13 protein-coding genes and 1 tRNA gene are annotated in these 15,538 nt (G+C 30.4%); 1 reads left to right on the plus strand and 13 read right to left on the minus strand.

Features of this window, described 5'->3' with window-relative positions:
* Window positions 1-29 precede the first annotated feature (29 nt).
* The 12 genes from AC3QL1_RS03450 to AC3QL1_RS03505 form a co-directional block, all read right to left on the minus strand.
* Window positions 30-1,040, minus strand: a complete 1,011-nt coding sequence (locus AC3QL1_RS03450) for an HNH endonuclease (RefSeq protein WP_492495123.1) — start codon at window positions 1,038-1,040, stop codon at window positions 30-32.
* A gap of 3 nt (window positions 1,041-1,043) precedes the next feature.
* Window positions 1,044-3,044 (minus strand): hypothetical protein, encoded by a 2,001-nt coding sequence (locus tag AC3QL1_RS03455; protein ID WP_492495125.1) that lies wholly within the window; start codon window positions 3,042-3,044, stop codon window positions 1,044-1,046.
* Between the two features lie 83 nt (window positions 3,045-3,127).
* Window positions 3,128-3,268 (minus strand): DUF3871 family protein, encoded by a 141-nt coding sequence (locus tag AC3QL1_RS03460; protein ID WP_492495127.1) that lies wholly within the window; start codon window positions 3,266-3,268, stop codon window positions 3,128-3,130.
* Window positions 3,269-3,279: 11 nt separating this feature from the next.
* On the minus strand, window positions 3,280-4,158 hold the full coding sequence (locus tag AC3QL1_RS03465; RefSeq protein ID WP_492495129.1) for a DUF3871 family protein: 879 nt from the start codon (window positions 4,156-4,158) through the stop codon (window positions 3,280-3,282).
* Window positions 4,139-5,002 (minus strand): AAA family ATPase, encoded by an 864-nt coding sequence (locus AC3QL1_RS03470; protein WP_492495131.1) that lies wholly within the window; start codon window positions 5,000-5,002, stop codon window positions 4,139-4,141. The genes AC3QL1_RS03465 and AC3QL1_RS03470 overlap by 20 nt, the downstream gene beginning before the upstream one ends.
* A gap of 124 nt (window positions 5,003-5,126) precedes the next feature.
* A complete protein-coding gene (locus tag AC3QL1_RS03475; RefSeq protein WP_492495133.1) occupies window positions 5,127-6,470 on the minus strand; it encodes a DUF3987 domain-containing protein in 1,344 nt (447 codons plus the stop codon).
* A 401-nt stretch (window positions 6,471-6,871) separates the two neighbouring features.
* Window positions 6,872-7,396 carry a hypothetical protein gene (locus tag AC3QL1_RS03480; protein ID WP_492495134.1) on the minus strand — a complete coding sequence of 175 codons (525 nt, stop codon included), beginning with the start codon at window positions 7,394-7,396 and terminating at the stop codon, window positions 6,872-6,874.
* A gap of 102 nt (window positions 7,397-7,498) precedes the next feature.
* Window positions 7,499-8,716: a tyrosine-type recombinase/integrase gene (locus AC3QL1_RS03485; protein ID WP_492495137.1), complete on the minus strand. Its 1,218-nt coding sequence runs from the start codon at window positions 8,714-8,716 to the stop codon at window positions 7,499-7,501.
* Between the two features lie 180 nt (window positions 8,717-8,896).
* Window positions 8,897-8,973 (minus strand) — tRNA-Ile (locus AC3QL1_RS03490).
* Between the two features lie 146 nt (window positions 8,974-9,119).
* Window positions 9,120-9,524, minus strand: coding sequence for a methylmalonyl-CoA epimerase (gene mce, locus AC3QL1_RS03495; protein ID WP_492495139.1), 405 nt, complete (start codon window positions 9,522-9,524; stop codon window positions 9,120-9,122).
* A 5-nt stretch (window positions 9,525-9,529) separates the two neighbouring features.
* Window positions 9,530-11,884, minus strand: a complete 2,355-nt coding sequence (locus AC3QL1_RS03500; protein ID WP_492495141.1) for a hypothetical protein — start codon at window positions 11,882-11,884, stop codon at window positions 9,530-9,532.
* Complete coding sequence (locus tag AC3QL1_RS03505; protein ID WP_492495142.1) at window positions 11,844-12,848, minus strand: hypothetical protein; 1,005 nt, start codon at window positions 12,846-12,848, stop codon at window positions 11,844-11,846. The genes AC3QL1_RS03500 and AC3QL1_RS03505 overlap by 41 nt, the downstream gene beginning before the upstream one ends.
* 169 nt (window positions 12,849-13,017) lie before the next feature.
* Between AC3QL1_RS03505 and AC3QL1_RS03510 the strand changes: the two genes are divergently transcribed.
* Complete coding sequence (locus AC3QL1_RS03510; RefSeq protein WP_492495144.1) at window positions 13,018-14,706, plus strand: Ig-like domain-containing domain; 1,689 nt, start codon at window positions 13,018-13,020, stop codon at window positions 14,704-14,706.
* Here AC3QL1_RS03510 and AC3QL1_RS03515 read toward each other — a convergent pair.
* Window positions 14,703-15,470 carry a nitrilase family protein gene (locus AC3QL1_RS03515; protein ID WP_492495146.1) on the minus strand — a complete coding sequence of 256 codons (768 nt, stop codon included), beginning with the start codon at window positions 15,468-15,470 and terminating at the stop codon, window positions 14,703-14,705. The two genes, AC3QL1_RS03510 and AC3QL1_RS03515, sit on opposite strands and share 4 nt — an antisense overlap.
* Window positions 15,471-15,538: the final 68 nt, after the last annotated feature.

Here is a 15,538-nt window from a genome sequence, read left to right on the forward strand (position 1 = left end):
TGAATTATTTAACCTTAAACCAGATTAGATTACTTTTTCGTTGCTTTTACTATTCTAGCCTCCTTATAAATATCTTGCATTAACTTTGCTAAAGGTCTATTGTTTATTTCTTCAACTAATGTATAATTTCCTAAAATAAACCTTTCAATTTCGTTATCCGAGAACTCTTTTGCAAATGTCCCTTTCAAAGTTTCTATAAAACTATCAGTATAAATATATTGTTTAGAATATATTTCAAAAGCAACATCTTTATGTTCATTATAAACTTGTTTTAAATTAAAGACTAAATCATGCGCTTTGACTAAATCTTCATATCCTTTTTTTGGATTTAATTCTATCGATAAATTTGCAAATTTTCTATCTCCCCTCAAAATCATATCTATTATCGAGTTCTTATCTGTTATTACATCAAATTTGTCATTAATAGAATCAAAATAAGGGTGAATATAACTAGTAATATTAAAATCTTTATCACTTTTAGCTGTATTGCAGACTGAACAACACGGTACGAGATTATAATAGGATAAACAAAGGAATGGATATTTACTTTTTGAATAGAAATGATCAAAATGAAGATTAGCCTTTTTTGATTTTTTTATTGTTAGAACATAGTGATTATTACAGTAAGGACATGTTTTAATACCAAGATCCAGAGCAAAAGTGTACATCATCCTTAATTTTCTTATTCTAGAATACCCAAATAATTCCACATAACTCTTATAGCCTTTATTTTCAAACAAAGTATTAAATCTAGCATACTCATTAATAATTGTTGAAAAATCATTTAAAGGTGCAATTATTAATTTTTTAAACTCATTATCATCAGTAACTTTCTGTAAAAATTCGATCTTCAATTGAACATCAGCGTCACGAGGCGTTATTAAAAGAGTTTTTCTTAATTCTTCTTTTAGCTTTTTTAAAGGCGTAATTTTATAATTTCCAGTAACTGTTGTAAGCCTAGTATAGTGTTCTAATGCAAGGACATCAAGTGTAACAGCTGTATTTTTTAAACTACTATAGCCTTTTTCAATCTTAATCATATGTTACTTTTTATTTTGTTCTTCTTTTGCTTGAGCTAATTCAAATTCCAATCTGCTTATTTTTGCTTCTGTCGATTCATAACCTACAGTTGATTCCTCAAAAAGTTCATTTATTTTTTGTTTTAATATTGGTTCACCAATAATATCAATTACATCTTTAATCTTAATCAATTCATTTTCAAGATATTCACTGTTGATGTTTTGCATATTTTTTTTTATAAAATCAAGTTTTGAAATCACTTCTTTAATTTTATAAATTGCAAATTCTCCCATGTACCCATTATTCAAGAAAAAACTCCGAGCTAATAAATCATGTATATTAGCTGAAAAAGTATTAGCTAATACTCTAATTTGTCGTGTAAACTTACTTTTCTCTTGATTTAATTCTAAAAACATAACATTCGAAGTGGGTATGTCCGACAGTATAAAGGGAGAATGTGTAATGAAACAAAAATTAATATTTTTGATACTATTAAATTTGATGACACTAATACTATCAAGGATATATTTAATATACCTTCTTTGAAAATCAGGATGGAAATATAATTCAATTTCATCTAAAACAATATTGACATTATTATACTTAATACCTTTTCCAACTGAATCTAAATTTATAAGATGATATAAAATTGAACTAACAGAATAAATCAATTGTTTTTCGCCGGAACTTAACGTATGAAACTCAACAATCTCTTTATCCCCTCTAATGGTTTGCAAAATAATTTCTGTTTTAAAAATTGGAGGAGGAATTAATTCTATCCTATTCTCTTCTGTTAAATCATTATTTGGATCATTTATTAAAGCATCTATTTTTTTTGTGACACTATCTAATTTTAAACTTTGTGTTGACAAACTATAGTGTTGGTACTTTAAAAAATTTAGTGTTTGTTTTATTTTAAAACCAATATGACTTTTATCTTCAAATAAGAGTTCTTGAAGATAATTTTCAAACTTATCATTCACGAATGAATTTTCATCTCTGTCAAAATATCGTGCATAATTAGGATAAACTAATGCAATATTTACTAATTTGTAAACTAGATAATCAAGACTTAATTTTAGAATAGGATTAACGATGTCTTCATATTCATAAACCTCTAAATCGGAAATCTTAAAACCATATACCTCACTTGCTTTACTTAAAATTAAATTTAAATCAATTTTTAAATCATTTAACTTTATGTTAATTCTTGTTTCACTTGAAAAAGTTGTGTCATTAGATTTTTCTTCTCTTTTTTCACTTTTAGTATAAAGTATTTTTTCATGAAGATTTCTATGATTAGAAGTTAATTTCAATTTCGTAGCAATGAGGTTTTCACTTATTATTCTAAAATTAATATCTCCATCTTGTACCGGTCTTACCAAGTTAGTAATTAGTCTAGATTTTGCTAAATTATTTTCTGTATTAATATCGAAATTACCTTCAGTTCTCATTGGATTGATCACAATTGGTATTTGGTATCCATCATTTTTATGAAATAATCCATCTATCCAATGTCCTATTTCCAATGAGTTTAATGCATATTGAGAGTAATTAATTGCAACAGTATAAAAGAGTTTATCCAACTCAAAATTAGTTTCGGCAGTTTGAGAAATTTTATTATCCGAGTATTTAAAAACTTCAAAAGTATTATCATTTATTACAAGCTTATAAAAATTATCTGTTTCAAAATATAATGATGCCTGCAAACCTTTTATAAAATCTAATTGATTTTTAAAATCTTGATTCATATATGATAGGTTATTTATCATCATAAATAACAAATCAAGTATCGTGCTTTTACCACTTCCATTTTTACCTGCTATGGCAGAAATATTAATATGAACATTTGGAAGTTCATACAAGTTTTTACAATATTTATTATTTATAATTATCTCTTCTGACTTTTCATCTATAATAATATCAGTGTAGAAATAATAAATAACTTTTGGCTCTAATACTTTATGAATTCTGACATTGCAACCTTCATCTATTCTTAAACCAATAACTCTAAAATTTTCCATTGTTATATTTTAAACATGGCTTAAAAGTAAGATATTTCAATCTAAACAAATAATTATTAGGGCTAAATAAATAGCCCCATTAATCAACTCAAAAACCAATGATAATTATTACTACCATTTAGTGCCTTAGAAATACTATTTGAAAAATCAAGGGCATTTACATTCCTATGTAAAAATGTATCAATATAACTACTCTTATTAGCCTGCGTGAACAGATTACACATATTCCAAAGATTCAACTCTCCATTAAAATCTCTTCCAAGTTTTCATCTTCATAATAATCTCTAGCAACAGTATTGAGTTGTCCATCATTAAAATGCAATGCTGGAATATTGATCTTGTCTTTCTTCGGTAGATGCTGATAAAGCTTACTTCTTCCCAATAGAGTTGCAAATTGATGCTCTAAAAGAGAGTACTCGGAAAGTTTGTTTAATTGTGCCAAATGTTTTTCAGCATTATAATTTTGAAGAATTTCCATAATTTTAGACTGTAGCTCCACATAGCTAGTTACTCTCATTTCTTCTGCAAAACCATCTGTACTTACGCAAAGATTACAACAAACTTTTACTTGAAATCCGACAAAGAACTTGAACTTCTCAAAAGATTTCTTATTATATAAATTCTCTAAATTATAACTTCGAACACCACCTATTACAAGGCTCATTTCATTACCATTAATTGTTTCTGTGATACTAGGAATTCTTATAAAAGCCATTCTCTCAAAATACTGAGTTCTCTCATGATCAAGTAAATCTTTTGCTTGCTTTTGTATCGCTTCGGGAATTCTACCTTTGATTTCATGACTAACTCTAATTTCAGGTTTATCAAAGACACGATTAGGAAACACTCTACTTGTACATCCTTGAACAATTTCAATAAACTCTTGATGCGCAATTGTCCTTTCATTATCTTTTGAAAAGACTGGTATAACACAATTGTTTTTTAAGTGGCTTAAATTCACTTCCATTGTATTTGCTTCTATAAATGGCTTCGGAAGATACAAGGCACTAGAACTAATAGTATTATCATTCCTTTGAAGAATTCTACTTTCAGGAATTACAGATTTTATTTGTAATTCCCTCTCTTGGCTAATTTCAAAGATGCTTGTGTCCATTTGAACTAAAATTTTGTTGGTTAGTTAATCCTTCTAAATGTATTTTCTTATCAGTGAATTGTGTTTTTAATGTTGCCTGATAAGATGGATTTTCATTGTACAGCTTTGTTAACTCAGAAACAGATAATGAGCTTTCTATCTTATCCAACATTTCTTTGATCGAAGTTGGCTTCACGTTACACCAATCTAAAATTCGCTTACCTGTGGCAGAAGTAATTACAAACTCAGGTTTATTAGCAAATAAGGATGTTCTGTCTTTACTTGCTCTTACTAAATGGTTATCATTAATTAGTTCAAAATTGACTGTTAACTCATACTCAAATCCTTCACGTGTTATTTCTTTTGTCCCGTGCTTTACAACCTTTGATTTACCATTTTCTGATTCCATAGTGTAATCAATTTTTCGTCGTACTGTTGTAATGATATGGCAACTAGAATTAAGGATCTTATCAATAAAAGCCTGATGCCTTGGTGTAATAATTGCCCAATCTTGAAATCTACCTCCAAGTTTTTCATGTATTTCCAGACAACCTCCTGCACCGTTCCACTCATGAGAAATTGAATCCACTATTACCACAGAGATATTTGATTTTTCACATAGCTCAATAGCTTCTACATATCTTTCTGGAGAATATGGTGCTGACAAATCAACTACATTGAAGTTGCCCAAATCTGAATATAAAGATGCAGATGAGTTTTCTGTATCAATAACTGCTATTTTGCTCCAATCATTAGTCATACCATAAGCTAATAAAAGTGCTGATTTGGTCTTACCAAATCCCGATGCTCCACTAATTCCTGAGCGTAGCTTTACTTGTTTTCTTTCGGATTGTTTTAATTGCATAATTTTAATCTTTAAAATTGTTAATATTAAAATGAATATTTGATGTATAAAAAAAGCAAATACCTTACGATATCTGCTTCTAATTGATGACTTAAACTTTGCAAACTTTGCAATTATTGTAGTTCTATTTTATTGCTCTTTTTTGGTATTGACCATATGCTATTTTATCTAAGACTTTTTGTCTTTCCCATTTCTTTAACATCTCATCAAATGTTCTTTCGGGTATAAAGCATTTGTTGGCTATTTCTAAGCCCTTGCCTCTTTTAAATTCTTTTGGCAATTGATTTAATAGATTTCTCTCTGTCATTGTCAATGAGACAACATTTTTTTCGTATTTATCAAAAATTAAAAGCGAATGATCAATCAAATTCTTAACCATCATCAAACTAATTTTCATATCTTCATCAATAGCTTCTAGTTCTATTTTTTCAGGAACAGTAATTCTATCTTTCTTTCTTAATATCGTTAATATCATGCATATCCTAAAACAGATTAATCCAAATCTTTTAATTACTGATAAAAAATCAATTTTATTATTTCCTACAATGATATTTAAAGCTATCTGCATTTTCTCTTGAAATCTATCCCATTGATCCTCTGTTAGAGTTATTTCTACACCTTTACTTTGCTTTAACTTTTCATGAATCTCAAGAATTAACTTTGATTGCTCTTCAAAAAAATCATCGTAATTGATCCTATGTGCTTTAGGAGATACATCTTTCCAACCACTTAACTCATCAAAGCCATAAAAAATAAATCTACTTAACAACCCATTCTCTTTGGATTCAATTAATGGCTTCACTTGATCTGGTGTCCCAGATAAAACAATAGACAATTTTGGCTTCTTAATTTCTATAAATCTGTCATCACTTTTTCTACTAAGTGATAAAGTCTCATGTTGAAAAGATTTCCTTAACAAATCAGAGAAATTCCCCCAATCTTGTTTTAACATATTTGAAAGAGAATCAGCCTCAGTTTCAAACATCAACAAACTATCGTTTGCTTCCTCCAAATGACTATATAACATAGAAGAACTAGTATTTGCAGGAACTATTTTTAATTGTGCTTTTGGTTTTTCTCCTCTAGTTCTTTCTTCAGATTGTTTCCATCTAATTTTATTTGCATTACTTTCTTTAAGCAGTTTTTCATGTATTGGCTCAACTAATTTTTTTGACCAATTCATTGTTCCTTTTCCAGAAGCAGCAGAAGCAACAATAAAAACATAAAGATTACTATTAAAAGTCCTTCCGTCATAAACCCCATAGACATTTGGAAGGACAGAGCTTATTACTCCTATTGATGAAAGGAGCAAAATATCTCTTTCTCTACCTTCAAATTTTGAAGTAATTGCTTTTAATGGTTCAGGCAAGTTTTCAAACACCTCATCTGGCATCTTTTTATTTAAACTTACTAATTGCGCAGAAGATGATGAACCCTCAGAATCCGCTTGTTTTGAATCTAAATTCATAATGTATTTTGTTTTTTATTTACAATGAGACTATCCCATTGTTTCGGCAACAAAATTACGTCGAATGTAGAGGGCTATTTGAAACAGAAAAAAACAAAAACAGAGACTTTTTTGTTTCAAAAACTAAACATGAAATATCCTTGGTCTGTTTGTTAGATAATGTTTAAAGTTTTTGATGTCTATTGACTTTAAAGTATCAAAAATACTATCATACAGTAATTCTACTGTTTGATTATTATTAGTTAGAACTTGGAAGATGTGAAAAAATGCCCCGATAAATCTTAATATGTCAGCTTCTTTAGTGAACTTTGATTCTATAGTATTATATAATGCTCGAGCATAGTCAGTTTTTATCTTTTCTCCTTGCTTAGAAAGTTTTACCTGATTAGTCATTGAGAGTATTACAGCTTTCTCTCGTGAAAATTATCTTTATTAATGTCATATCCTATACAGATAGCCTCATATAAATCTCTCAAAACGAATAAATTCTTGACTGTTGTTGTTCCGCTAGAATTGAACTTGAAAGAAAGAGAATTCAAATCTTTATGATTTTCAGCAAAAAGAAACTTTTCTAACACATCAAAAAGGGATTTATAATTTTCTTTTTCCAAATCAAAATCCTTTACTAAATCATCATTTTCATACATCTTTAAAGCCATATTGCATTGAGACTGCAAAGCACATCCAATGGTAATAAATTGTTCTAATGATATATCTAAACGGTTTAGTGCTAATAAATCCACAAGCAACCTCTTATTAAACGTGGGCATTTCAGCAGTTTGATAATGTTTAAAAAATGGTTTTACTATTAAATCAATTTCTGTAGGTAAATCTTGAAAATTTAATTCACACTCCTCTATTGTGTTAGTACCATATTCTATTGATCTGCGATTATCACTAGTAAAGTTTTTCCATTTATATGTCATAAAAATCACATTTTTTAGAGTAATTATTTGCAAGGTCTGCAAAATCTGCAAAATCTGCAAACCTTGCAAACTTTGCAAGCTTTGTAAAAATCTTAAAATTAACTAATCCAACATATCAAGCTTTCTGGATAAAAGTCCCATATGCTCACTTACTTTTTTCTGTACAACTTTTGCATAGTATTCTTGTGTAACGGTAACTTTTGAATGCCCTAAAAGCTCACTCACAATTTCCATTGGGACATCATTGTATAATAATACTGTAGTAGCAAAAGTCTTTCTTGCGGTATGATGTGTAAACTTCTTTTCAATACCTAAAACCTCAGCAATTTCTTTAAGATAGGAGTTAAACTTTTGATTACTAATCCTAGGCAATATAAATGGAGAGTTTTCAGAACAATACCTCTCTATTGTGCTAGTGGCCTTGGATAATATTGGGACAGAGACTAGCTTTTTTGTTTTCTCTCTATTTATTTTAATCCATTTATGACCATCAAAACCTATTACAATGTGTTTATGTTCAAGTTTTGACATTTCATTAAATGCCAAGCCTGTATAACAGCAAAAAACAAACATATCTTTAACTTGCTGAAGTCTTTGTTGAGCAAATTGATGTTTTTCAAGCTTGTCAAATTCTTCTGGTGTTAAGAAAACAACTTCTTTCTTTGACCTCTTAACTTTGTACATCAAAAATGGTTCTTTCTCCAAATGATCTTCTGAAATAGCAATTCTCACTATTCTTCTAAATCTTTGAATTGTTTTGTTTATAGTAGCCTGACTCAGATTTTTCTCGGTTTTAAGAAAGAACTCATAATCAAGAAGAAATTTCAGATTAAGATCTGCAAATTCATAGTCTGTCTTCTTATACTGATATTTCAAAAAGGCTTTCAACAACTCTCGTGCTTGCCTAAACTTCCATAAGGTGCCTATCACATAATCTTTACCTACTAATTTCTCCATTTTATCATTATGCTCCTGAAACAGTACCAAAATAGTTTTGTTCGATTTTACATTTTCTCCCTTATACTGTAGATAAATATCTTCGACATCAAAGGCGTCTTGTTGAACTTGTAGAAATAAAAAAGCCTGATTAATTTTATTCTTAATCAGGCTCATTTGAGTATTTATGTAATTATTGTCTTCATTAGGTGGCTTAGCTAATTGCTCATCATTAAACCAATACTCAGGTTTTATAAACAATCCTGTTGAAAATGGTTTTCTTTTCCCACTAAATGTGATTCTGCATTTTACAGGACATTTACCCTGTTTGTTTGTTTTTACCTTATCCAATAAAAACAAAATTGATATTTTATTGATTTTCATAATAGTAATAATTTAAAAGTGGGGTACCTATTTTAATTTTTGGGGTGCCTAAAAGAATGCCTTTTTTTAGGCTTGCTTCTATTGAAGTGATTTGAGAAAAGGGCATGAAGTTCTGCAACCCTTGAGTTTACTGCAAAAAAAACGTCCAGACAATCATTTTGAAAGTCTGGACGAATAAGCTGGTGGTCCCACCTGGGCTCGAACCAGGGACCACCTGATTATGAGTCAGGTGCTCTAACCAGCTGAGCTATAGGACCGGTTTGAGGATGCAATATTACTACTATTTTTCGTTCACTCCAAATATTTTAAGACCTGATTTGTATTTAATTTAAAATCACATCGGCTCTTTATAAAAACACAATTGATTTTCAATATCTTATTTGAAATCTAAAACTGAGTTTTTTTATTTAATTTCCTGGCAAAGCTCCACCAAAACGCCGTTTGTATTCTTCGGATGTAAAAAAACAACCCATTTATTATCGGCTCCTTTCTTCGGAACTTCATTAATTAATACAAAACCTTCGCTTTTCAGACGTTCTATTTCTGAATTAATATCATCAACATCAAAAGCAATATGATGAATTCCTTCTCCTTTTTTTTCTAAAAACTTCGCGATTGGACTTTCGGGATTTGTTGCCATCAAAAGTTCAATTTTATTGGTTCCTGTTTGAAAAAAAGACGTTAAAACTCCTTCACTTTCTACTTCTTCCGATTTATAAGAAGAAACGCCCAATAGTTTTTCGAACAAAACATTTGATTCCTCAATGTTTTTTACCGCGATTCCGATATGTTCTATCTTATTTACCATTGCTATTATTGATTTACATAAGTATTAAAATAACCACACTCTGCAATTACATCCTGATAATATTTGGTATCCGAATATTCTTTTTTCAGGGTTTTAAACGAATTCCAGGCGATGAAATTTACTTTATCATCCTGAATTTCCCACCAGCTGTTTACACTGTTATACTTCGTATTGTAATACTCGTTGCGCTCACATTTTGCCAGCATGTAGATACATTTTGCCTTTTGTTCTTTTGTAGTAGCTGCTTCGAGTGCTTTTTGATAATACATTTTTGGAAGATCACAATTCGTAATCATTTTTTTCATCGAATCTCTAAAAGAATACGGACTTGAACCGTAACCCACAATACTGATTTCGTAGAAAGTTCTGCCATTTCCAAAATGTGTAATATTATAAAATGCATTTCCTAACAACAAACTGTTCGTATAAACATCTTCTTTTTGAGCCAGTTTATCCTGCATTCCTTTTATTGTATTTAGAAAATCCAATTGAGAATATTTCTTTTTTTGATAGGCCGCATGATCGCAATCGTGACAATCTTTTATATTTCCATTAAATGGATTTCCTAAAAATTGATAATACTGAACTGAATCTGTTTGTTGAATAAAACCAATCGCATCTGAAATTTTGTTTTTGAAAGTCGCCTGAACAGCCTGAAAATTATTAATATCCTTTAATTTCAAACTATAAATTCCTGCGGCAATTTTTTCGATTTCAGTTTTATCCGTTTTCGCTAAAAATGCTTTCATATCCAGCAAATTCTTTTCATTATCGTAAAAAGAATTTCCGCGTCCCCAATAATTATCCGGAGTATCGCCAAATAATTCTGCCATAACCGGATTCGATTTTGCTCTGTACAATGTTGCTAAATAATTTTTGCTCCATTGTGCCGCATTTTGATAACGAAACTCCTGCCCTTTGTATGTTTTTGGAAGTTCCTGATACAGCCAGTTCAAATCTACAAGAATTGTTTTTTCGTTTTTATCTGTAAGTTTATCAATCTTACTCATGTTGTTTACAAAACGAAGCAGTCTTAATTGAAGTTTCGCCAATTCTGTTTTTGGCATTGACTTTTCGGCTTTGTCAAAATTACTTTCAGCACTTGCATAATCGCCTTTTAGCGTTTGAAGATATCCAAGTGAAATGTCCCATAAATACGGTTTATTGGTATTTCCTGCGGCGGCAATTTTTGCCACTACATCAAAAGCACTTTTGTCAATTTTGCTTTTATTAAGTTCTTTATTTTCGGCAACAGTTTGTTTTTTTGCAGGAAGATTTTCTTTGGCTGCATCTTGAAATGAATTGTTGATTTCCTGCTCTTGTTTGTTTACCAAGCGGGTCAGCAAATAATTCAAATGTTCACTCTTAGGATCTAATTCATAAATTTTTGAAATGGCTTGTTTTTCATCTTTATAAAATCCGTGAATCGCCCATAGCGCCGCTTTTTCGCTATTGTTTTTCGCCAAAAACAGCGATTTATTCCAATCAGCATCATTTTGTGGATGAAAACTGTAAGCCGTAACAATTCTTAATTCCGGACATTTATCAAATACCTGTGCATACAAACAATTCGATTCTGAATATTTTTTCTGTTTGTGTTTTATTCCGGCAACATAAGAAAGCGCACGATAATACAACACATTTTTAGCAACTGATTTTTCTGTTTTATTAAAAAAATCAATCGCTTTTTGCTTGTTGCTGCTATAGAAATACGCTTTCATGGTAAGAAACCAATATCTGTTTTCTAAAAATGTATCTTTTGTGGTATTGTAAACATTTTCGATAGACTGAATCATCTTTAAATCGTTGAAAGTTTTAGCCACAACCGGATCATAACTCCAGTAATCTTCGCCAATAGAAACGGTTTCTATTTTTTGTGCCAAATACAAAAACTCGATAAAGTTTTTAATTTTCTCATCTTTCAAATTGATTTTCTTTCCCCATTTTACCGAAGTCGGATTGTCTTTTTTGGTTTTCAAAAAAACATGAAGCTGCGTAATATCGGTTTTATTCTGAGCTTCTTTTTTCTCTGACGAATACATTGGCGTTTCTTCCCCAATTAAAAAATAACTTACCGTTGCAGCATCCATTTTTCCTTTCAAATACGTATTCCAATCTGATTTTATATCTTCATTAAATCTGGAATTATGCTGTGTATCAAAACCAATTCCGTAGAAAATATCTCCTGATAAAAAAAGTGGCGTATAGGATTTATCCGTAAAGGTTTCGGGCGTAAAATTAGAGTTGTAACTAAAAAAATCCCAGTCGTCTCCGCCTGCGCAGGCATAAATTATTCCGTAAATAAAAAGGAAAGAAGCACTAGAAATAAGAAACAACTTGTTTAAAAATATTCTTTTCATGGGTTTTTATATTGAATTCGTCTAAATCGTAAAAAATAATTTCGTTTGGTTTTTGAGCTAAATTATCGTTCAACTCTTGTGCCATTTCTTTCAAATCTTCTGCAGAAATGGCTTCTATTTTGAGTAAATCATTTTCTTCATAAAAGATACCATTTTTATAATTGGATTTTTTTACTTTGAAAAACAGATTACTGACTTGCGTAAAATTTTCGTCTTTTTTAAGTTCGTTTATATTCAGTTTCGAACGCAAACCAATTACTTTTCCTTCTCTGATATGAACTCCCCAGGAATATATGGGCAAAGCAAAATCAAGATGCAGCGGATATTTTTTTAAACTTTCAAGATATCTTTCGGCAATTTTATGGCTGTAAATTGAGTTTAGTGAATCGGGCGCAATGGAACCCATATTATAAAACATCAAAACGCCGGAATCAACATTTGGAATTTTTGTCTTTTTAAAATATTTCACCTGATGCAATCGTATTGTTGCCGACAATTTTTTATGCGACAATTTTTTAAATCGTTCAATAAATTTCAAATAATTGGTTTTGCTGGAAAGTGTCCAGTCGCAGTCAATTTGAATTTCTTTGGAGACAATTTTATTTTTCGCATTTATTTCTTCGATCAATCGAAACGTCTTTTCAGCCAGATCTTCAATATCAAGATTATTCTCCAACATGATTTTATTTTTGATAAAAACCACCGGAACAATCTCAAACTGACTCATGTTTTCCTGAAAATGTATCGGACTTATAGGAATTGGTTCTTTCGATTCTGGATGAAAACCTATATCAAAATAACGGATATAAAGTTTGGTGACATTATTGTCTTTTAAAACCTCTTTCTCCGTTTCAGATAATTTGAAGATGGTTTTCCAATAATAAAAAGATACAATTGGTTCTTTGGTTTTACTGCACGAAACAAGCAGAAGAAGTATAAAACCAATTAAAATATTATTTTTCAAACCAATTAAATTAAATAGTAATTCAAAAGTAAGAAATTATAAACCGTTTCTTAATCTATCTTCAAAAAAAACAGCAAAAAACAAAAGCTGTAATTCCTAATAAATAGATAAAAAATTTCGATTAAAGCAAATATAATCGTTATTTTGTGCAATCAAATTTAAAACCGTTATGTTGAAAAACAACTTCAAATATATTTCATTCCTACTTGTATTATTAACGATAAGTTGCGCCAAACGAGGCAGCATAACCGGTGGATTAAAAGATACTCTGGCGCCTGTTTTAACTTCAAGTTCGCCTAAAAATTTCAATACCAATTTTAAAGGAGATCAGATCATTTTAAATTTTGATGAATATGTAAAGCTGAAAAACCTCAACAAACAGCTTATCATTTCGCCTCCAATGAAACACGAACCTATTATTACGCCAACCAACGTGAGTAAGGTTCTGACTATAAAAATTAAAGATACATTAGAGCCGAATACAACATATAGCTTCAATTTTGGGGAAAGTATTACTGATAATAATGAAGGTAATGCGATGAATCAGTTTAAATACATCTTTTCAACAGGCCCTTACATTGATTCACTTTCAATTGGCGGGATTGTAAAGGATGCTTATGAAAAAAATGTCGAAAATTTTGTTTCGGTAATGCTTTATGAAGCAAATGATAAATACAAAGATTCTGTTGTTTACAAAGAATACCCACGATATATTACCAATACTCTGGATAGTATGAGAACTTTCAGGTTAGAAAATCTAAAGGCCGGAAAATATCTTTTGGTGGCTATGAAAGACAAAGGTTCTAACAATAAATACAATCCTAAAGATGATAAAATTGGGTTTATCAAACATTTTATTACGGTACCAAACGACACGCTTTATGAATTGGAATTATTTAAGGAAACATTGCCTTTAAAAACTTTTAAACCAATACAGGCATCTGGAAACAGATTATTACTTCCGTATGACGGAAAACAGAATTTTAAACTTTCGAAACCAACGATTGTCCTTAAAAATAATAACGAAATTTTAGAAACTATTGTAACGCAATTTCCTAAAAAAGACTCCTTGCAAGTTTGGTATAAACCTCTAAAAGCAGATTCATTATCGCTGGAAGTAACGAAAGAAAACTACAATAAAAAGTTTAGTTTCAGGGTTAAAGACCAGAAGAAAGATACGCTGAATATAATAGCTGCACAAAACGGAGTTCTTAATTTCAGAGACCGATTTACATTAGAATCTGCTACGCCTTTGGTGAAGTTTGATAAGTCGAAAATGAAATTAATCAACAAAGATTCAATTGCTTTAGATTTTACGACAGAATACAACGAATTAGAACAAAAGTTATATTTTGACTTTAAAAAAGAACCGTTAGAAAAATATCACTTTACTTTTCTTCCCGGCGCTCTGACTGATTTTTTCGATAAAACAAACGATACATTATCGTATAAATTGACCACGCGGGAATTTGCTGATTACGGAAATTTAATTTTGAATTTAAAGAATGTAAAACGATTTCCAATTATTGTTGAAATAACCAACAGAAAAGGAGATGTTGTACTTGCAAGTGACTATTCTGAAGGCAATACAAAAATTCAGTTTGACTTATTGCAGCCCGAAACTTTTACTTTGCGGATAATATATGATGATAATAAAAACAAAATATACGACTCAGGTAATTTCCTGAAGAAAGAATATGCCGAAGAAGTTTTTTATTATCAGAAAGAAATTGACGTTCGAACCAATTGGGATGTCGATGAAACTATTGATTTAAGCATTCCGTACAATCCTGAAATAGAGAAAAAAGAAGATACTAAAAAGAAAAAGGAAAATCAGAAGAAGCAAAAAGCCTTCTAGATCTTCATTTCGAAATTGTCTTTATCACTTAAAAAATCCAATTTTTTTCGGATTTCCAACATTATATTTTTATCCAGTTCGACCACAAAAACACCTTCTGTTTCTTGTGGTTCGAGGATATAATGTCCTAAATAATCCACTACTTGCGAATGTCCAATATGCTCGTAATTATTGGCATCCAAACCTAGCCTATTAACCCCAACGACATAACTAAGATTTTCTACAGCACGCGCTTTAAGCAAAATATCCCAGGCATTGGTGCGCACTTTTGGCCAGTTTGCTACATATACAAGCAAATCATAATTCTCTGTATTTCTTGCAAAAACCGGAAATCTTAAATCATAACAAACCTGAAGGCAAATTTTCCAGCCTAAATAATCTACAATTACTTTTTCGGTTCCGGCAGTATAGGTTTTGTCTTCGCCGGCGAGCGTAAACAAATGTCTTTTGTTATAATACTTTATTTCTCCGGAAGGAAAAACAAAGAACATTCGGTTATAAAATTGATTATTTTCTGTTATTACCAAACTTCCTGTAATCGCGCAATTTCTCTGTTTTGCTATTGATTGCATCCACAAAATAGTTTCTCCCTGCATGGTTTCGGCTACAGCCAAAGCATTCATAGTGAATCCGGTAGAAAACATTTCGGGCAAGACGATCAATTTAACGTCTGAATCGATTTGATTTATTTTGGAATCAAAGTTATTTCTGTTTTTAGAAATGTCTTCCCAATAAAGATCTGATTGTATAAGTGCGATTTTCATCCTTCAAAAATACGAATTTTAATATGAAAATTATTTTTTGCAAAAAAAGTGTATTCTGCAAAATTTTC

Source organism: Flavobacterium sp. GW823-FHT04A11 (genome assembly GCF_058796535.1).